Source organism: Streptomyces sp. GL_141 (assembly GCF_057834385.1).
Genome location: NZ_CM174402.1, coordinates 1,139,913 through 1,158,940 on the forward strand (window position 1 = coordinate 1,139,913; position 19,028 = coordinate 1,158,940).

Here is a 19,028-nt window from a genome sequence, read left to right on the forward strand (position 1 = left end):
CCCGGTGAGCTTCCATCCGCTCACCGGGCAGGGCCGTTCGTGTGACGGACCTTGCTACGAAGCCTCGTGCGGGCCCTCGGACGGCGCTGCGGACGCCTCCTCATACGGCTCCGCGTACAGCCCCTCGATCAGCTCCGCGTACTTCTCCCGGACCACCCGGCGGCGCAGTTTCAGGGACGGGGTCAGCTCCCCCGACTCCGGACCCCACTCCCCGGTCAGCACCCGGTAGCGCTTGATCTGCTCGGTGCGGTTCAGCCGGGCGTTGGCGGCGGCCACGGCCCGGGCGATCTCCTCCCGTACGGCCGGATGCGCGGCGAGCTCCGCGGGCGTGGCGGCCTCGATGCCGCGGGCCTGTGCCCAGGCCGGGCCGAGTTCGGGGTCCAGGACCAGGAGGGCGACGAGGTAGGAGCGGCCGTCGCCGTGCACCAGGGCCTGCCCGATCAGCGGGTGCTCCTTGACGGTGTTCTCCACGAGGGCGGGCGAGACGTTCTTCCCGTTCGAGGTGATGATCAGTTCCTTCTTGCGGTCGGTCAGCCAGAGGAACCCCGCCTCGTCGAGCCGCCCGATGTCCCCCGTCGGGAACCAGCCCGCCTCGTCGCAGGCGCTCTCCACCGAGCCGTCCGGGAGGAGGTATCCGCCGAAGACCGTCTCCCCGCGCGTGAAGATCTCCCCGTCCTCCGCGATCCGCAGCTCCAGCCCCTGGATCGGGCGGCCCACGGAGCCCAGCCGGAAGCCGTCCGGGCTGTTGACCGTGCAGACGCCGGAGGTCTCGGTGAGCCCCCACGCGTCCATGATGGTGATCCCCCAGCCCGCCCAGAAGCGGACCACGTCGATCGGCATCGGCGCGGTGGCGCTGGCCGTCCAGACCAGGCGGTCCAGCCCGGCCAGCGTCAGCAGCGGGTCCAGCACCCGCTCCTTGGCCGCGGCGTACGAGGCTTCGAGCCCGGCCGGGACCTCCTCGCCGCGCTCCCGGTGGCCCGCCCGCTCCCGCGCCAGGTCGTTGGCGGCTTCGATGGCGCGGCGCTGCTCCTCGGGCAGCCGCCCGAGCACCGCCCGTACGGAGGCGGCCAGCTTCTCCCACACCCGGGGCACGCCGAAGAACTGCACCGGGTGCAGCTCGCGCACCGCGACCGATACGGCGGCCGGGTCGGCGCACAGCCGGACGTGGGCGGCCCGCAGGAGCGGGAGGTAGATGCCGAGGATCCGCTCGGCTATGTGCGCGAAGGGCAGGTAGCAGAGGTGCTCGGCGTGCTCGGGCAGCTCGATGTGCCCGTCGAGGCGGACGGACTGGAGCACGATGTTGCGGTGGGTCAGGCGCACCCCCTTGGGGTCGCCGGTGGTGCCCGAGGTGTAGACCACGGTCAGCGGGTCCTCGGAGCGGGACTCCCGCCAGGCCTTCTCGAAGGCCTCGGAGCGGTGCAGCCGGGCGCCCCCGGCGTACACCGACCCGTAGGTCGAGTGCGGGCCGGCTTCGGCGGCCTCGGCCACGACGAGCCGTTCCAGCGGGGTCCCGGGGTCGCTCAGCAGCGGCTCCCACCGGGCCAGCTCCCGGGCGCCCTCGACGACGGCGAGCCGGGCCCGGCTGTGGCGGGCTATGTGGGCGATCTGCTCGGGCGCGGAGGTCCCGTACACGGTGACGGGGACGGCACCGAGGTGGACCAGGGCGAGGTCGGTGAGCCAGTGCTCGGGGCGGTTCCCCATCATCAGCAGGACGTGCTCGCCGCGTTCGACGCCCAGGGAGGCGTAGCCGGCGGCGAGGACGGCCACCTTGCGGCGGACGTCCGACCAGCTGAGGGTGGTCCAGGCCGTGCCGTCGGGGCCTTCGCGCCACGAGAGGGCGGGCAGGTCGCCGTGCTCGGCGGCGTTGCGCGCCAGCAGGGCGGGCAGGGTGAGCTCGTCGGGAGGTGCGGGCAGTCGCAGTTTCGTGGGCATGGGCAGCTCCTGGCCGTTTCACATCGTTGGTGCGACAGCAATACTGTTGAACACGAACCGTGTCGATCGAAGCCGTGCCGAATAGAACCGTGCCGAACAGAGACGCGCTGATCAGAGAGCAAGGCGGAGAGCCCATGACCACCCAGGCACCGGAGCCGGCGTCGCTGACCGTCGACGAACTGGCGGCCAGGGCGGGTGTGACCGTCCGCACCGTACGGTTCTACAGCACCCGCGGGCTTTTGCCCCCTCCCGTGATCGGACCCCGTCGGGTGGGCCACTACGGGCCGGAGCACCTGTCCCGCCTCGCGCTCATCGAGGAGTTGCAGCACCAGGGCATGACCCTCTCCGCCATCGAGCGCTACCTCGACGCCTTGCCCGACGACCTGAGCGCGCACGATCTGGCCATCCACCGCGCGCTGGTGGCGACCTGGGCCCCGGACGCGGCGCTGGACTCCTCGCGCGCGGAGCTGGAGAAGCGGGCGGGGCGGACGCTGACGGAGACCGACATCCGGCGGCTGACGGCCATGAACGTGCTGACGCGGACCCCGGAGGGCTTCCGGGTCGACGTGGGACTGCTGCGGCTCGGGGTGGCGCTGCTCGACGTACCGATCGCCCACGAGACGATCCTGGTCGCGCGCGAGGTGCTGCTCGGGCACGCGCGGACGGCGGCGCACCAGCTGACCGCGCTGTTCCGGGACGAGGTGTGGGGGCCGTTCACGGAGGGCGAGAGCGACCCGGAGCGGGTGGAGTCGATGAAGGCGCTCTCCGCCCATATGCAGCCCATGGTGGTGCAGGCCCTGGTGACCGCGTTCCAGCGCTCGCTGAAGGAGGAATTGCGGGCTGCCTTCGTGTCCGAGCCGGTAGGTTCAGGCCATGGCGATGATCTACAAGACCACCATGAAGCCCGGTAAGACGGAGCTTCTCACTGCCTGGCTTCCGACGCGGCCGTGGTACGCGTCCACGGGACACGCCCCCGAGCTCGACCGCTCGGGCGGGTTCCGGCTCGACGACCCGGAGGGTGAGGTCGGCATCGAGTTCATGGTGCTCACCGACCACTCGGGCGGCCGGGAAACCTCCTACCTCGTGCCGCTGACCTACCGCGGCGCCCCGCTCGACGGTGCCGGAGCCGCCCTGGTGGGCACCTCCGAGCACGGGGTGCTCGGCACCCGCTGGATCTACGACGGCGCCCACGACCCGGTGCTCGTGGGCCAGTTGCTCGCACTGATCCAGGGCCGGGCCGTGGCGCAGGACCAGTGCGACAGCGGGGTGAGCGACCCCTCGGTCACCGCCTGGTACGAGGGATCCGGGCTCCCGGCGGCCCTGCGGGGGCGGCCGGAAGTCACCGACACCGCGCGGGGCACGGACATCGGCCTGCCGGGCGCCCCGGAATCCGGCGCGGCGCCCGCCCTGACGCTCGGCCTGACGCGCGTCCTGCGGCCCGGGGAGCACGGGCCGCAGGACGGATCGGGGGCCGTCGGCCGGCTCACCGCCGGCTGGACCACGCTGGACGGGGCGGCGTACCGGGGCCCGTTCGCGGAACTGCGCACCGCCGGCCACGCCGCCTCCTGATCCCGCCCCTCGGTCCCCTCAGCCGGCTCAGTCGGCGTACGTCTCTCCCCGCTCGGCCTTCTCCACCAGGGAGGCGGGCGGGGTGAAGCGCTCGCCGTACTTCTCGGCCAGCTCGCGGGCACGGGCCACGAACCCGGCCGGTCCGCCCTCGTAGCCGTTGATGTACTGGATCACCCCACCGGTCCAGGCCGGGAAGCCGATGCCCATGATGGAGCCGATGTTGGCGTCGGCGTACGAGGTCAGGACCCCCTCGTCGAAGCAGCGGACGGTGTCCAGCGCCTCGGAGAAGAGCATCCGCTCCTTCATGTCTTCGAAGGGGATCTCGACGCCTCCGCCCCCGGGGGCCTTGGCGAAGTGCTCGCGCAGCCCCGGCCAGATCCCGGCGCGCTTGCCCGCCTCGTCGTACACGTAGAACCCGCCGCCGCCGCTGCGCCCGGGGCGCCCGAACTCGTCGACCATCCGGTCGATGACGGTGTCGGCCGGGTGCTCCGCCCAGTCCCGGCCCTCGGCCTCGAAGGCCTTGCGGGTCTCGTTGCGGATCTTGCGGGGCAGCGTGAGGGTCAGCTCGTCCATCAGGGAGAGCACCTTGGCCGGGTACCCGGCCTGGGCCGCGGCCTGTTCGACGGAGGCGGGCTCGATGCCCTCGCCGACCATGGCGACGCCCTCGTTGATGAACTGGCCGATGACCCGCGAGGTGAAGAACCCGCGCGAGTCGTTGACCACGATCGGGGTCTTGTTGATCTGCCGTACGAGGTCGAAGGCGCGGGCGATGGCCTCGTCGCCGGTGCGCTCGCCCTTGATGATCTCGACCAGCGGCATCTTGTCCACGGGCGAGAAGAAGTGCAGTCCGATGAAGTCGGCGGGCCGCGAAACCCCTTCCGCGAGGCCCGTGATGGGCAGCGTGGAGGTGTTGGAGCAGAGCAGCGCGTCGGGGGTCAGGTACTCCTGGATCTCCTGGAACACCTTGTGCTTCAGGGCGGTGTCCTCGAAGACGGCCTCGATGACGGCGTCGCAGCCCGCCACGTCGGCGGGGTCCGCGGTCGGGGTGATCCGGGCGAGCAGCTCGGCGCGCTTGGCCTCGGTGGTGCGGCCCCGGGAGAGGGCCTTGTCGAGCAGCTTCTCGGAGTACGCCTTGCCCTTGGCGGCGGCCTCGGGGGTGACGTCCTTCAGCACCACCTCGATGCCCGCGCGGGCACAGGAGTAGGCGATGCCGGCGCCCATCATGCCGGCGCCGAGCACGGCCACCTTGGCGACCTTGCGGGGCGCCACGCCCTGCGGACGGCTGCGGCCGGCGTTGACGGCCTGGAGGTCGAAGAAGAACGCCTGGATCATGTTCTTGGCGGTCTGCCCGGTGACCAGCTCGGTGAAGTAGCGGGCCTCGATGGTCAGCGCGGTCTCGAAGTCCACCTGGGCGCCTTCGACGGCGCAGGCCAGGATGTTGCGCGGGGCCGGGTACGGGGCTCCGTTGAGCTGCTTCTTCAAGTTGGCCGGGAAGGCCGGGAGGTTGGCGGCGAACCGCGGGTTGGACGGCGTACCGCCCGGGATCTTGTAGCCGGGGACGTCCCACGGCTGCTTGGACTCCGGGTTCGCGTCGATGAAGGCGTGCGCCTTGGCGAGCATCTCCTCGGGCGTGGCGGCCAGTTCGTGCACCAGGCCGTTGTCCAGGGCGCGCTGGGGGCTGTACTGGGTCCCCTGGAGCAGCACCTTGAGGAGCGCGTCGGCGATGCCCATCAGGCGGACGGTCCGGGTGACACCGCCGCCGGCCGGGAGCAGGCCGAGGGTGACCTCGGGCAGGCCGATCTTGGAGCCGGGCGCGTCGAGGGCCACCCGGTGGTGGGAGGCCAGGCAGATCTCGTAACCGCCGCCGAGGGCCGCGCCGTTGATGGCGGCGACGACGGGCTTGCCGAGGGTCTCGATGCGGCGCAGCGAGGCCTTGATGGCGGTGCCGGTGTCGAAGGCCAGCTGCGCGTGCTCGGGGCCGAGCCGGACCATGTCCTTGAGGTCGCCACCCGCGAAGAAGGTCTTCTTGGCGGAGGTGAAGATGATGCCGCGGATGGAGTCCTTCTCGGTCTCGGCGCGGTCGGCGATCGCCGCGATGGAGTCCTTGAAGGCCTGGTTCATCGTGTTGGCGGACTGGTCGGGGTCGTCGAGGACCAGGGTGACGACGCCGGTCTCGTCCTGTTCCCAGCGGATCGTGGTGGACTCGCTCATGTTCGCAACTTCCGTGTCAGGGGTGGGATCAGGGATCAGGGGGATCAGGACGGGTCAGAGGCGTTCGACGATGGTGGCGACGCCCATGCCGCCGCCGACGCAGAGGGTGACGAGGCCGTAGCGCTTGTCCTGGCGCTCCAGTTCGTCGACGACGGTGCCGAGGATCATCGCGCCGGTGGCGCCGAGCGGGTGGCCGAGCGCGATGGCGCCGCCGTTGACGTTGACCTTGTCCAGGGAGACGCCCATGTCCTTGACGAAGCGCAGCACGACGCCGGCGAAGGCCTCGTTGATCTCGATCAGGTCGATGTCGTCGATGGTCAGGCCGGCCTTTGCAAGGGCCTTGCGGGTGGCCGGGGCGGGGCCGGTGAGCATGATGGTGGGCTCGGAGCCGGAGACGGCGGCCGAGACGATCCGGGCGCGAGGCGTCAGGCCGTTGCGCTCCCCCGCCTCGCGGGAGCCGATCGCGACGAGGGAGGCGCCGTCGACGATGCCGGAGGAGTTGCCCGCGTGGTGGACGTGGTCGATCTTCTCGACCCAGTGGTACTTCTGCAGGGCGACGGCGTCGAAGCCGCCGAGTTCGCCGATGTCCGCGAAGGAGGGCTTCAGCCGGGCGAGGGTGTCGGCGGTGGTGCCGGGGCGGACGAACTCGTCGTGGTCCAGGACCACCAGGCCGTTGCGGTCGGTGACCGGGACGATCGACTTGGCGAAGCGGCCGTCCTTGATGGCGGCGGCGGCCCGCTCCTGGGACAGGGAGGCGTACTCGTCCACGTCGCGCCGGGAGAATCCCTCGATCGTGGCGATCAGGTCGGCGCCGATGCCCTGCGGGACGAAGTCGGTGTCCCAGCCCGTCATCGGGTCGTTGAACCAGGCTCCGCCGTCCGAGGCCATCGGGACGCGGGACATCGACTCCACGCCGCCCGCGAGGACCAGGTCCTCCCAGCCGGAACGGACCTTCGCGGCGGCCATGTTGACGGCTTCGAGGCCCGAGGCGCAGAAGCGGTTCTCCTGTACGCCCGCCACGGTGTCCGGCAGCCCGGCGGCGATCGCCGCGATCCGGGCGATGTCGGAGCCCTGGTCGCCGACCGGGCTGACGACGCCGAGCACGATGTCGTCGATGGTGCCGGGGTCCAGGCCGGGGTTGCGCTCGCGCAGGGCGTGGATGAGGCCGACGACCAGGTCGATCGGCTTGGTGCCGTGCAGGGAGCCATTGGCCTTGCCCCGTCCGCGCGGCGTGCGGATCGCGTCGTATACGTACGCTTCGGTGCTCACTGGTCAAGCCTTTCGGGGGTGCGGAGGCGTGGGGAGGGTCAGGAGGGGCAGGGGGAGGTCAGGCCAGCAGGGAACGGCCGATGATCTCCTTCATGATCTCGGTCGTACCGCCGTAGATGGTCTGGATGCGGCCGTCGGTGAAGGCCCGGGCGACCCGGTATTCGGTCATGTATCCGTATCCGCCGTGCAGTTGCAGACAGCGGTCGGCGACCCGCTTCTGGAGTTCGGTGGCCCACCACTTCGCCATCGAGGCGTGGACGTGGTCCAGTTCCCCGTTGGAGTGGTCGGTGATGCAGCGGTCGAGGAAGGTGCGGGTGACCGCGCACTCGGTGGCCATCTCCGCGATCTCGAAGCGGACGTGCTGGAGCTTGGAGAGCGGCCGCCCGAAGGCCTCGCGCTCCTTCACGTACTGCGTGGTGATCTCCAGCAGGTACTCGGCGGCGGCGATGCCGGCCATCGCGATGCCCATCCGCTCCTGCGCGAGGTTGGTCATCAGGTGGACGAAGGCGCCGTTCAGCTCGCCGAGCAGGTTCTCCTTGGGGACGCGCACGTCGTTGAAGAACAGCTCGGCGGTGTCCTGCGCCTTCTGGCCGATCTTGTCGAGGTTGCGGCCGCGCTCGAAGCCCTCCGTACCGCGTTCCACGACCAGCAGCGACATCCCGTGCGCCCCGCCCTCGGGGGTGGTCTTCGCGACCACGATCACCAGGTCGGCGAGGATGCCGTTGGAGATGAAGGTCTTGGAGCCGTTGAGCACCCAGTGGTCGCCCGCGTCCTCGGCGGTGGTCCGGATGCCCTGGAGGTCGGATCCCGCGCCCGGCTCGGTCATCGCGATGGCGGTGATGATCTCGCCGGAGCAGAATCCGGGCAGCCAGCGGCGCTTCTGCTCCTCGGTGGCCAGCGAGGTCAGGTACGGCCCGATGATGTCGTTGTGCAGGCCGATGGCGAGCCCGGCGGCGCCCGCCCGGGTGAACTCCTCGGCGATCACCGCCGCGTACCGGAAGTCGGTGTTCCCGCCGCCCCCGTACTCCTCGGGGACGGCCAGGCCGAGCAGCCCCTGCCGGCCGGCGGCCCGCCAGGCCTCGCGGCTGACGATCCCGTCCTTCTCCCACTGCTCGTAGTGCGGCAGCACCTCCTTGGTGAGGAAGGTGCGGACGGTCTCGCGGAACGCCTCGTGGTCGGCGTCGAAGAGCTGGCGCTTCATCAGACGGCTCCTTACAGCCAGTTCTTCACGGTTTCGATGAGCCGGGCCGGCTCGGTGCCCACGGGCGTGACGTTGAGCATGGTCACCCCGGCGGCCCGGAAGGCCTCGACGCGCTCGCGCACGTAACCCTCGGGTCCGCACAGCGTGGTGAGCTCGCACAGTTCGTCCGGTACGGCGGCAGCCGCATCGCGCTTGCGCCCGGAGAGGTAGAGCTCCTGGATCTTCCGGGCTTCCTCCCCGTACCCGTAGGCGACGGCCAGGTCGTTGTAGAAGTTCTTGCCGACCGCGCCCATGCCGCCGACGTACAGGGCGATCTGCGGGCGTGCGAGGTCCCGCAGCGCCGCGGCGTCCTCGCCGATGGCGAGCAGTCCGCCCGCCGCGACCCGGAGCGGGCCGAGCTCGGGCGCACGCCGGGCCGCGCCTTCGGCGAGGGCTCTCCCCCACACCGCATCGGCCTTCTCCGGCACGAAGAGGGTGGGCAGCCAGCCGTCGGCGATCTCGGCGGTCATCCGCACGTTGGCCGGTCCCAGCGAGGCCACGTAGACGGGGATGTCCGCGCGGACCGGGCGGGTCAGCATCTTCAGCGGCTTGCCGTGCCGGCCGCCCTTCTCCGGCGGCAGCGGCATGTCGGTGATGCCGTGGTGGTCGATGGTCTCGCGGCGCCAGATGCGCCGGCACAGCTCGACCGTCTCGCGGGTCCGGCCGATCGGCTTGTCGTACGGCTTTCCGTGCCAGCCCTCGACCACCTGCGGGCCCGAGGCCCCCAGGCCGAGCATCGCCCGGCCGCCGGACATCGCGTCCAGGCCCGCCGCGGTCTGGGCGATGAGGGCGGGGGTCCGCGAGTAGACGTTGAGGATGGCCGAGCCTATCTTCATCCGCTCGGTCCGGGCTGCCAGGTAGCCCATGATCGTCGGGGCGTCGAAGCCCCAGGCCTCGGCCACCCAGACGGCGTCGAGCCCGGCCGTCTCCAGCTCGGCGGCCGCGTCGGCGGCGCGGCGCGGGTCCGCGGCGTAGTCGAGCATCATCGAGAGTTCCATCAGGCGTCGGGCTCCTTCCCCAGCAGCCCCGGTACGCCCCAGTCGGCCGCCACGGACTCCGTGTGCGCGCCCGGCAGCGCGGGGCCGCCCACGACGGCGGCCGGGGTCGCGGAGAAGCGGGGCGCGGGGGCGGGCTGGGTGATCCCGGCGGCCTCGACGAAGGTGCCGCGGGCGGCCAGGTGCGGATGGTGCGGGGCCTCGCGCAGCGAGAGCACGGGCGCCACGCAGGCGTCGGTGCCCGCGAAGACGGCCGTCCACTCCTCGCGGGTACGGGTCTTGAAGCGCGCGGCGACGGCCTCGCGGAGCTCGCCCCAGCGGGCCAGGTCCTTGCGGGCGGGGGCCTCGTCCTTGATGCCGAGGAGCTCCACGAAGCTGTCGTAGAACTGCTGCTCCAGCGCGCCGACGGCCATGTAGCCGCCGTCGGAGGTCTCGTAGCTGCCGTAGAAGGGGCAGCCGCCGTCGAGGAGGTTGGCCCCGCGCCGGTCCTGCCAGCCGCCGGCCGCCATCATCCCGTGGATCATCGCGGTGAGGTGCGCGGTGCCGTCGACGATGGCCGCGTCGACGACCTGGCCGGTGCCGCCGGGGGTGCGGGCGTGCTGGAGGGCGGCGAGGACGCCGATGACGAGGTAGAGCGAGCCGCCCGCGTAGTCGCCGACCAGGTTGGCGGGGACGGCCGGGGGTTCGCCCGGGTTGCCGATCATGCCGAGGGCGCCGGTGACGGCGATGTACGCGATGTCGTGCCCGGCGGTGTGGGCGAGCGGGCCGTCCTGGCCCCAGCCGGTCATCCGGCCGTAGACGAGCCGGGGATTGCGGGCATGGCAGTCGGCCGGGCCCACGCCGAGCCGTTCGGCGACCCCGGGGCGGAAGCCCTCGATGAGCACGTCGGCGCGCTCGACCAGGTCCAGCACGCGGGCCGGGCCGTCGGCGGACTTCAGGTCGACGAGGACGGAGCGCTTGTTGCGGTTGGTGATGTCGTAGGCCGGGTTCACGGCCAGCCCGCCGCCGCCGGGCCGGTCCACCCGCACCACGTCGGCTCCCAGGTCGGCGAGGAGCATCGCGGCGAACGGGCCGGGCCCGATGCCCGCCAGCTCGACGACGCGCACGCCCGCGAGCGGGCCCCCGCCGCTCCCGGGCACGCTCCCCGTCACGTTCCCTGTCACTGCCATCGAGCCCCCAGCATCCGGTGGCACCACTGCCGCCACTGTGTGACACAACTGATGTAACACCAGTGATGCTAGGAACCTGTTCCACGGAGCACAAGAGCAAGCGCTTAGCCGGTTGGCCCGTTTCCCGCGGCGGCGGACCCCGCTCCCCGCGCGTCGAGCTCCTTGAGGTCTCGCTTGAGCGCGACGGTCCGGTAGCTCTCCTCCACCCACTCGCACAGCACCTCGGCCGAGGGCGCCCCCTTCTCCCCCAGCGGCACGGAGACCCAGCCGGCCTTCCCCAGTCCGTATCCGGTCGGCTCCGCGCCGGGCGCGGTCATGGCGTGACCGTGCAGCGCCTCGTCCTTGAGCTTCACGGAGATCCCGGGCGAGGGCCCGTCGGCGTTCCCGAGGAAGACGAAGATCTTCTTGTTGACCTTCACCACGCAGTCCTCAGGACCCCAGGGGAACTCCTCCCGCGCCTGCGGCAACCCCAGGGCGAACTCCCGGACCGCTTCCCACTTGCGCACCCCAGCCTTCACTCGAACCTCCACTCACCGCGGGCCTCACCCGCTCGCACGGACCGTCCCCTCCTCACGCTAGACCGGCCGGTCGCGACGAGCCCGGAGGAATCGGACCACAGTCCCCAATCAGTGCAAACGCAAACAGATAAACCCGCGTGATCCGCGGGCCGGGGATTATGTAGTCTGAGCGGGCTTTCGGCCCTGTTCCAGGGCTCACAGACATTTGGGGGGGCTCGGTGTCTCATCGCCGACTCGTAGCATCCGCGACCATCCTCGCGGCGGGTATTTCGCTCATACCGGGGCTGGCGAACGCCGCCGACTCCGCGCCGGGCAAGGTGCAGGGGGTATCCACGCCCGATCTGGACTCGGCCATCGAGGCCAAGACCACCACGTTCGACAGCCCGGCCGACCGCTCGGTCAAGGTCCCGGCCGCCGGCAAGGGCAAGGCGGCCGGCACGCTGGCGGCCTCCGAAGGGAACCCGGACCTCGCGGTGGCCCTGCACGGCACCACGTTCAACGCGCACTCGCTCGAACTGAGCATGGGCGTCACGAGCGCGGACGTCGACGTCGAGCTCACCATCGACTGGGGCGACGGCACCACCGGCACGGCGAGCGCCCACGGCACCGAAGCGGCGCACGTGGAGCACGTGTACCGCGAGGTCGGCACGTACACGGTCAAGGTCAAGGTGACCGACGCCGTCAACAACGTCTCCGCCGAGAACTCCGTCAGCGTCACCACCGAGGGCTCGGACTTCACCCCGTACACCCCGACCCGTCTGCTGGACACCCGTGTCGCCAAGGACCCGGTCCTCGGTTACAAGTCCGCGCGGGTCAAGGTCGCCGGCTACGGCACCATCCCGGCCGGTGTGACCGCGGTGGCCCTGAACGTCACCGTCACCAACACCTTCAGCCCCGGCCACATCACCGCCTTCGCCTCGGGCACCGAGCGTCCGACCACCTCGAACCTCAACTTCGAGCCCGGCCAGACGGTCCCCAACCAGGTCATCGTCCCGGTCGGCGCCGACGGCTACGTCGAGCTCTACAACGGCACCTGGTTGGGAGTCGACCTGATCGCCGACATCACCGGCTACTTCACCCAGTCCGCCGCCAGCGGCTACACCGCGCTCGCCCCGGAGCGCCACGTCGACACCCGGGAGGGTCTCGGCACCCGCAAGGGCCAGATCCCCGGCTACGGGACCATCACCACCAAGATCGCGGGCAACCGCGGCGTCCCCGCCGGGGCCAAGGCCGTGGCGCTCAACGTCACGGTCACCAACCCGCGGAGCGACGGCCACCTGACCGTCTTCCCCGCCGGGAAGGCCGCGCCGAACGCGTCCAACCTGAACTTCACCACGGGCCAGACCATCGCCAACTCGGTGATCGTCCCGGTCGGCACCGACGGCAAGATCAGCATCCGCAACGGCGGCTGGAACCCGGCCGACGTGATCGTCGACGTCGTCGGCTACTACAGCCCCGACAGCGTCAGCGCGTACCTCCCCTTCAACCCGGAGCGCGTGAAGGACACCCGCGAGAACAACAAGCCGCTGCCCGGCCGCCACTACAGCGCGCTCGGACTCGGCGACGGGTACCCGAACACCACGGCCTTCGTGCTGAACACCACGGTGACCAACACCAAGGGTGCCGGCTTCCTCGCGGTCGCTCCGGACCCGAACACCATCGCGGACTACAAGAACGGGACCAACGTCGAGGTGCCGATCCCGACCTCGTCGAACCTGAACTTCACCGCGAACAAGACCGTCCCGAACCTGGTGCAGGCGGGCCGCGGCAACACCGGCGTCATCGACTTCTTCAACTGGAGCGACGCCAACATCGACCTCATCGTCGACATCTTCGGCATCTACATGGACAACTGATCCACCCGTGGTGCACGGGGTGCGGCCCGACACGGCCGCACCCCGTGCACCACGGTGGATCACGGTGCCCCGCGGGCACGGCCGTCCAGGCCGCCCCCGGGGCACCATCGCCGTACGCCTGGCCAGGGAGGGCCCGCGTACGGCCACCCGCGGGCCAGGGAGGCCCTGCGGGTTCTCCGGCCCCGTTCGCGGACCGGCAGACACACGACATTGGGGGGGCTCGGTGTCTCATCGCCGACTCGTAGCATCCGCGACCATCCTCGCGGCAGGCATGTCACTCATTCCGGGTCTGGCCCACGCGGCCGACCCGGCACCGGCACCGGGCAAGGCCCACGGGGTCGCGCTGCCCGACCAGGACCTGAGCGAGGTGCGGCCCACCAAGACCTTCACCAGCCCGGCCGAGCGCAGCACCAAGTCCGTGGCCCCGGCCGCCGGCACGCCCAAGGCCGCCGGCACTCCGCAGGCACAGACCGCGGCCGACCCGACCTACAAGGTCGGGCTGACGGCCGCGCACACCAGCGCCCACGGGATCGAGCTGGCGGCCAAGCTCACGGCCGAGGCCGACCAGTCCCTCTACGTCGCCATCAACTGGGGCGACGGCGGGGCGCCGGACTACTACTACACCACCGGTTCCGGGCTGGAGAAGCGACAGCACACCTACGCCGAGGTCGGCAACTACGTCATCACCGTCACGGTCGAGGAGGTCGGGACCAGCACCTCGGTCACGAACACGGTCGCGGTCACGACGATGGGCTCCGAGTTCACCCCGCACGCCCCGACCCGGCTGCTCGACACCCGTGACGGCACGGGCGCCCCGAAGGGCAAGGTCGGCGGGAACAGCTCCACGCGCGTGAAGGTCGCGGGCGTCGGCAAGATCCCCGCCGGTGCGACCACGGCGGTCCTCAACGTCACCCTCACCAACGCCACCGCGGCCGGCCACATCACCGCCTTCGCCTCGGGCACCGCCCGCCCGACGACCTCGAACATCAACTTCGAGCCCGGCCAGACGGTCCCGAACCTGGTCGTCGTGCCGATCGGCGCCGACGGCTACGTGGAGCTCTACAACAGCGGCCTGGGGACGGTCGACCTGATCGCCGACGTCACCGGCTACTTCACCCAGTCCGCCGCCAGCGGCTACACCGCGATCACCCCGGAGCGCTTCGTCGACACCCGTATCGGGCTCGGCACCCGCAAGGGACAGGTCGAGGGCTTCAAGGGCTTCGGCACCGCGATCTCGGGTGTCCGCAGCGTCCCCGCCGGGGCCACCGCCGTCGCCCTCAACGTGACCGTCACCAACCCGAAGGACGACGGCCACCTGACCGTCTACCCGGGTGGCACGAAGGCTCCGACCGCCTCCAACCTGAACTTCCGCGGCGGCCAGACCGTCGCCAACTCGGTGATCGTCCCCATCGGCGCCGACGGCAAGATCAGCATCCGCAACGGCGGCTGGAAGGGCACCGACGTCATCGTCGACGTCGTCGGCTACTACAGCCCCGACAGCCAGGCCGCGTACGTGGCGTACCAGCCGTTCCGCTGGCTCGACACCCGCGAATGGAAGTGGGGCCCGCTGCCGGGCCGCTACTACATCCCCATGAGGCTCAGCACGAAGTACCCGGGCACCAAGGCCTTCGTCATGAACACCACGGTGACCAACCCCAAGGGCGTGGGCTTCCTCGCCGTCGCACCGGACCCGAACTCGAAGGAGGCGTACGACGGCAACTACGACAGCCCGCCGGACACGCCCAGCTCCTCGACCCTGAACTTCACGCCGGGCAAGACCGTCCCGAACCTGGTCCAGGCGAGCACCGGCTACCACGGCATCATCGACGTCTTCAACCAGAGCGACGCCGACATCGACGTCGTCGTGGACATCTTCGGCGACTACGAGGTCGACTGATCCACCGGTGAGCGGTGAATGCGGCTGAACCCAGCCACCGCACACAGCGCCCCGGGAACGGCCGTCCAGGCCGCTCCCGGGGCGCTTTCCGGCGCCCTCCCGGCAACGAACGTCCAGGTGAAGGCAACAGGACGGCAACGGGACGGCAACGGAAAGACCCCCGTCTCGGGCCGGCCCGCGGGCTCTGTAGCCTGAGCGCCCTTTCAGCCCTGATCAGGGCTCACTGACATTTCGGAGGCTCGGTGTCATATCGCCGACTCGCTGCATCCGCAGCCGTTTTCGCAGCGGGCATTTCCCTCGTACCGGGCATGGCTCAGGCAGCCGGGCCGGCCAACGGCAGCGTCCAGGGCATCAGCACTCCGGACCTGGTCCAGGACGTCCTGGAGGACGCGCCCAAGTCCACCAGCCCCGCCGGACAGTCGAGCCTGCGGACCGCCCCGGCCACCAAGAGCGCGCCGACGGCCACGACGCTGTCCGCGACCGCCGAGGGCAACCCGGACCTCAAGGTGGGACTGACCGCGACCCCCCTCAGCGCGCACGCGATCGAGCTCCAGAGCGAGATCACCAGCGCGGCCACGCCGCTCACCGTCGTCATCGACTACGGCGACACGCACTCGACGGTCACCCACGCCTCTGGCAGCCAGACCCTGACCGAGCAGCACACCTACACCGAGCTCGGCACGTACACGGTCAAGGTGACCGTGACGGACAGCACCAACAACGTGGTGGCCTCCAACCAGCTGTCCGTCACGACCCATGGCTCGGACTACACCCCGTACGGCCCGAAGCGACTGCTGGACACCCGTAACGGCACCGGTGCGGTCGCGGGCAAGGTCGCCCGGTACACCTCCGCACGGGTGAAGATCGGCGGCAACGGCACCATTCCCACCGGCGTGACCGCCGTGGTCCTCAACGTCACCGTCACGAACACCACGAGCGGCGGCCACGTCACGGCCTTCGCCGGCGGCACCACGCGTCCGACCACGTCGAACGTCAACTTCGCACCCGGCCAGACCGTCCCGAACCTGGTCATCGTGCCCGTCGGCGCCGACGGCTACGTCGACCTCTACAACGGCGGCTGGGAATCGGTCGACCTGATCGCCGACGTCACCGGCTACTTCACCCGGTCCGCCTCCAGCGGCTACACCCCGCTGGACCCGGCCCGCTTCGTCGACACCCGCACAGCCCTCGGCGCCCCCAAGGGCCAGGTCCCCGGCTACGGGATCTTCAGCACCCAGATCACCGGCCTCCGCCAGGTGCCCGCCTCCGGGGTCACCGCCGTGGCCCTCAACGTCACGGTCACCAACCCGAGGAGCGACGGCCACCTGACCGTCTTCCCGAGCGGGCAGCAGGTGCCGACCGCGTCCAACGTGAACTTCACGACGGGCCAGACCATAGCCAACTCGGTGATCGTCCCGGTCGGCCCCGACGGCAGGATCAGCATCCGCAACGGCGGCTGGAACCCGGCCGACGTCATCGTCGACGTCGTCGGCTACTACAGCCCGCAGAGCAAGGGCTCCTACCTGCCCTTCGAACAGCCTGCGCGTTTCGTCGACACCCGTGACCCCAATGACGACGTGTACGGCCCTCTGCCCGGCCGCGACTACATCCACGCGCCGCTGTCCGCACCGGGTTACGGCATCACGGGCTTCGTGCTGAACGCCACGGTGACCAACCCCAAGGACAGCGGCTTCCTCGCGGTCGGCCCCGAGCCGAGCACGGGTGAGCCCGTGGCGCCCACCTCCTCGACCCTGAACTGGACGCCCGGCAAGACCGTCCCGAACCTGGTCCAGACGAGCACCGGCGAGACCGGCATCGTCAACTTCTGGAACCAGAGCGACGGAGACATCGACCTCGTCCTCGACGTCTTCGGCATGTACCAGGAGGACTGATCCACGAGGCCGAGCACCCGCCCGGCCGCCCGTACGGCGCCCCGGGGAACGGCCGTCGCAGGCCGCACCCGGGGCGCCGTCCGCCGTACTGCGGCCACGCGCTAGCCTCAGCCACCACCGACACCGTCTGGGAGGCTCCCGATGAACGCAGCTGGCCGGCACGAACCGCGCACCGCGGAACGGGAGTACGACCTCGTGCTCTTCGGAGCGACCGGGTTCGTGGGGGCGCTGACCGCCGAGTACCTCGCGGCGCACGCCCCCGCGGACTGCCGCTGGGCCCTCGCGGGGCGCGACCTCGCGAAGCTGGAGCGGCTGCGCGAGCGGCTGACCGCCCTCGACCCGCGCTGTGCGGACCTGCCGCTGCTGCGCGCGGACGCCCGGGACGCCGCCGCGACGCGCGAACTGGCCGCCTCCACCCGGGTGCTGGCCACGACCGTGGGGCCGTACGTCTGGTACGGGGCCCCGCTGGTGGCCGCCTGCGCGGCGGCGGGCACCGACTACCTGGACCTGACCGGCGAGCCGGAGTTCGTGGACCGGATGTACGTCGAGCACGACGCGCGGGCGCGCGAGACCGGCGCCCGGATCGTGCACGCCTGCGGCTTCGACTCCATCCCGGCCGACCTCGGGGCGTACTTCACGGTCGGACAGCTGCCGGCCGGGGTGCCGCTGACCGTGGACGCCTTCCTGCGCTCCAACGCCCTGTTCTCGGGCGGCACCTTCACCACGGTGCTCACCGCGCTGGGCCGCGGACCACAGAACCTGGCCGCCGCCCGTGCCCGCCGGATGCACGAGCCCCGGCTGCTGGGCCGGCGGGTACGGGTGCCCCTGGGCGCACCGCGCTTCAGCCGGGAGACCGGCACCTGGGCCGTGCCGCTGCCCGTCCTGGACGTCCAGGTCGTGGCCCGGTCGGCGGCCGCGCTGGAGCGGTACGGCCCGGACTTCCGCTACCGCCACTACGCTTCCGTACGGCACCTGCCCGTCGCCGTGGGCGGTACGGCGGCGGTCGGCGGGGTGGCCGCCCTCGCGCAGATCCCGCCGGTGCGCCAGTGGCTGGCGGACCGCTGGGAGCCGGGCCAGGGCCCGGACGCGGAGCGGCGGGCGCGGAGCTGGTTCAGCGTGCGGTTCGTGGGCGAGGGCGGCGGCCGCCGGGTCTTCACCGAGGTCTCGGGCGGCGACCCGGGGTACGGGGAGACCGCGAAGATGTTCGCGGAGTCCGCGCTCTGCCTCGCCTACGACGCCCTGCCCGAGCTGTCCGGCCAGTTGACCACCGCCGTCGCGATGGGCGACGCCCTGCTGGACCGGCTCCGACACGCGGGCATCCGCTTCCGGGTGGCGGCCTCCGACTGAGGCGCGGCGCGGGCGGGCGGGCTCGGGCGGCCTTACGCGGTGGCTTCGCGCAGGGCCCGCCGGCACAGCGAGTCGGCGTGCCGGGTGGTCTCCGGGATCCGGAAGCGGGGGCTCAGCGCCAGGGCGTGCGCGCAGGCGTTGTCCAGGGACATCCGGTGGCCCACCGAGACGTACACGGGCTTGATCCCGTCCTGGGTGCGCAGCGCCCGCCCGACGACCTCGCCGTCGGGTGCGCGGAGCGGGGAGAGGTCCCCGCGCCGGGCGCCCGGTTCCTCGTAGGTGAAGGTGAACGGGTTCTTCGCGACGCCGATGGCGGGCAGTCCGGTGACCACCCCGAGGTGGCAGGCGAGCCCGAAGCGGCGCGGGTGGGCCAGCCCGTAGCCGTCGCAGACGACCAGACCGGGCGTGACGGTCAGCGCCTCCAGTGCGGCGAGCACGGTCGGCAGTTCGCGGAAGGCGAGCAGTCCGGGTACGTAGGGGAAGCTGACGCGGCCGACGGAGGTGGCCTCCTCGACGACCCGCAGGGTGGCGGCGTCCAGGACGACGGCCGCGGCGGCCACCAGGTCGCGCTCGTCGTCGTAGGCCACGTCCACCCCCGCGATCAGCCCTTCGCCGGGCGGGGGTCCCGTCTCGTCCAGGACGACCCGGTCGCGCAGTTCGTCCTGTATCGCCTTGGCCCCGGCCTCGTCGGCGGGGGTATTCGCACGTGTCATAGTGGTGCGAGAGTAGCCTGGCGATCATGTTCGTCATGGAGCTCACCTACACCGCGCCCGTCGAAGCCGTCGAAGAGGAGATGGACGCGCACATCGCCTGGCTGGACGGCTACTACGCCGCCGGCATCTTCCTCGCCTCGGGCCGCAAGGTCCCGCGCGACGGCGGCATGATCCTGGCCGGCGGGGTGTCCCGCGCGGAGATCGAGAAGATCGCGGCCGGGGACCCCTTCACGGTGGCGGGCGTCTGCGCCTACCGCATCACCGAGTTCATCGCGACGAAGACCTCGGCGGACCTGGCGACGGTGCGGGAGAGCCCGGTGGTCTAGCGGGGAGGCTCCGGACGGTCCGCTCAAGGCGGTCCGGAGCCTGCCTTGGGCCTGTGGAGTGAGCGGGAACCAGCCGTACTGCGGCCGGTTCGGG

The 19,028-nt window shown here is 71.4% G+C and carries 15 protein-coding genes; 7 read left to right on the forward strand and 8 right to left on the reverse strand.

Annotated elements, in window-relative coordinates; translation table 11 throughout:
* Nucleotides 1–54 precede the first annotated feature (54 nt).
* A complete protein-coding gene (locus AC3IX6_RS04965; RefSeq protein ID WP_489369031.1) occupies nt 55–1,932 on the reverse strand; it encodes an AMP-dependent synthetase/ligase in 1,878 nt (625 codons plus the stop codon).
* A 134-nt stretch (nt 1,933–2,066) separates the two neighbouring features.
* Here AC3IX6_RS04965 and AC3IX6_RS04970 point away from each other — a divergent pair, with 134 nt between their 5' ends.
* Both AC3IX6_RS04970 and AC3IX6_RS04975 read left to right on the forward strand, forming a co-directional pair.
* Nucleotides 2,067–2,843, forward strand: coding sequence for a MerR family transcriptional regulator (locus tag AC3IX6_RS04970; protein ID WP_489369032.1), 777 nt, complete (start codon nt 2,067–2,069; stop codon nt 2,841–2,843).
* Nucleotides 2,806–3,501 carry a maltokinase N-terminal cap-like domain-containing protein gene (locus AC3IX6_RS04975; protein WP_489369033.1) on the forward strand — a complete coding sequence of 232 codons (696 nt, stop codon included), beginning with the start codon at nt 2,806–2,808 and terminating at the stop codon, nt 3,499–3,501. The genes AC3IX6_RS04970 and AC3IX6_RS04975 overlap by 38 nt, the downstream gene beginning before the upstream one ends.
* 27 nt (nt 3,502–3,528) lie before the next feature.
* Here the strand turns inward: AC3IX6_RS04975 and AC3IX6_RS04980 are convergent, their stop codons facing one another.
* The 6 genes from AC3IX6_RS04980 to AC3IX6_RS05005 all read right to left on the reverse strand — a co-directional run bounded on the left by AC3IX6_RS04980 (nt 3,529) and on the right by AC3IX6_RS05005 (nt 10,915).
* The gene (locus AC3IX6_RS04980; protein WP_489369034.1) at nt 3,529–5,712 is read right to left on the reverse strand and encodes a 3-hydroxyacyl-CoA dehydrogenase NAD-binding domain-containing protein; all 2,184 of its coding nucleotides are present in this window, start codon (nt 5,710–5,712) and stop codon (nt 3,529–3,531) included.
* 54 nt (nt 5,713–5,766) lie between these two features.
* Nucleotides 5,767–6,981, reverse strand: a complete 1,215-nt coding sequence (locus AC3IX6_RS04985; RefSeq protein ID WP_274550410.1) for an acetyl-CoA C-acetyltransferase — start codon at nt 6,979–6,981, stop codon at nt 5,767–5,769.
* Nucleotides 6,982–7,039: 58 nt separating this feature from the next.
* Nucleotides 7,040–8,182, reverse strand: coding sequence for an acyl-CoA dehydrogenase family protein (locus tag AC3IX6_RS04990; protein ID WP_266903184.1), 1,143 nt, complete (start codon nt 8,180–8,182; stop codon nt 7,040–7,042).
* A gap of 11 nt (nt 8,183–8,193) precedes the next feature.
* Nucleotides 8,194–9,219, reverse strand: a complete 1,026-nt coding sequence (locus tag AC3IX6_RS04995; RefSeq protein WP_489369035.1) for an LLM class F420-dependent oxidoreductase — start codon at nt 9,217–9,219, stop codon at nt 8,194–8,196.
* On the reverse strand, nt 9,219–10,385 hold the full coding sequence (locus tag AC3IX6_RS05000) for a CaiB/BaiF CoA transferase family protein (protein WP_489369036.1): 1,167 nt from the start codon (nt 10,383–10,385) through the stop codon (nt 9,219–9,221). The genes AC3IX6_RS04995 and AC3IX6_RS05000 overlap by 1 nt, the downstream gene beginning before the upstream one ends.
* A 104-nt stretch (nt 10,386–10,489) precedes the next feature.
* Complete coding sequence (locus AC3IX6_RS05005) at nt 10,490–10,915, reverse strand: MmcQ/YjbR family DNA-binding protein (RefSeq protein ID WP_489369037.1); 426 nt, start codon at nt 10,913–10,915, stop codon at nt 10,490–10,492.
* 206 nt (nt 10,916–11,121) lie between these two features.
* Here AC3IX6_RS05005 and AC3IX6_RS05010 point away from each other — a divergent pair, with 206 nt between their 5' ends.
* The 4 genes from AC3IX6_RS05010 (at nt 11,122) to AC3IX6_RS05025 (ending at nt 17,895) form a co-directional block, all read left to right on the forward strand.
* On the forward strand, nt 11,122–12,759 hold the full coding sequence (locus AC3IX6_RS05010; RefSeq protein WP_489369038.1) for a PKD domain-containing protein: 1,638 nt from the start codon (nt 11,122–11,124) through the stop codon (nt 12,757–12,759).
* Nucleotides 12,760–13,030: 271 nt separating this feature from the next.
* Nucleotides 13,031–14,656: a hypothetical protein gene (locus AC3IX6_RS05015; protein ID WP_489369039.1), complete on the forward strand. Its 1,626-nt coding sequence runs from the start codon at nt 13,031–13,033 to the stop codon at nt 14,654–14,656.
* Nucleotides 14,657–14,964: 308 nt separating this feature from the next.
* Entirely contained in the window at nt 14,965–16,548 is a 1,584-nt protein-coding gene (locus tag AC3IX6_RS05020) for a hypothetical protein (protein WP_489369040.1), read from the forward strand.
* 141 nt (nt 16,549–16,689) lie between these two features.
* A complete protein-coding gene (locus AC3IX6_RS05025) occupies nt 16,690–17,895 on the forward strand; it encodes a saccharopine dehydrogenase family protein (protein ID WP_489369041.1) in 1,206 nt (401 codons plus the stop codon).
* A gap of 32 nt (nt 17,896–17,927) precedes the next feature.
* On the opposite strand, the gene AC3IX6_RS05030 is transcribed toward AC3IX6_RS05025, so the two are convergent.
* Complete coding sequence (locus AC3IX6_RS05030) at nt 17,928–18,608, reverse strand: endonuclease V (RefSeq protein ID WP_489369042.1); 681 nt, start codon at nt 18,606–18,608, stop codon at nt 17,928–17,930.
* A gap of 26 nt (nt 18,609–18,634) precedes the next feature.
* On the opposite strand from AC3IX6_RS05030, the gene AC3IX6_RS05035 reads away from it, so the two are divergent.
* Nucleotides 18,635–18,934, forward strand: coding sequence for a YciI family protein (locus AC3IX6_RS05035; protein WP_489369043.1), 300 nt, complete (start codon nt 18,635–18,637; stop codon nt 18,932–18,934).
* Nucleotides 18,935–19,028 lie beyond the last annotated feature (94 nt).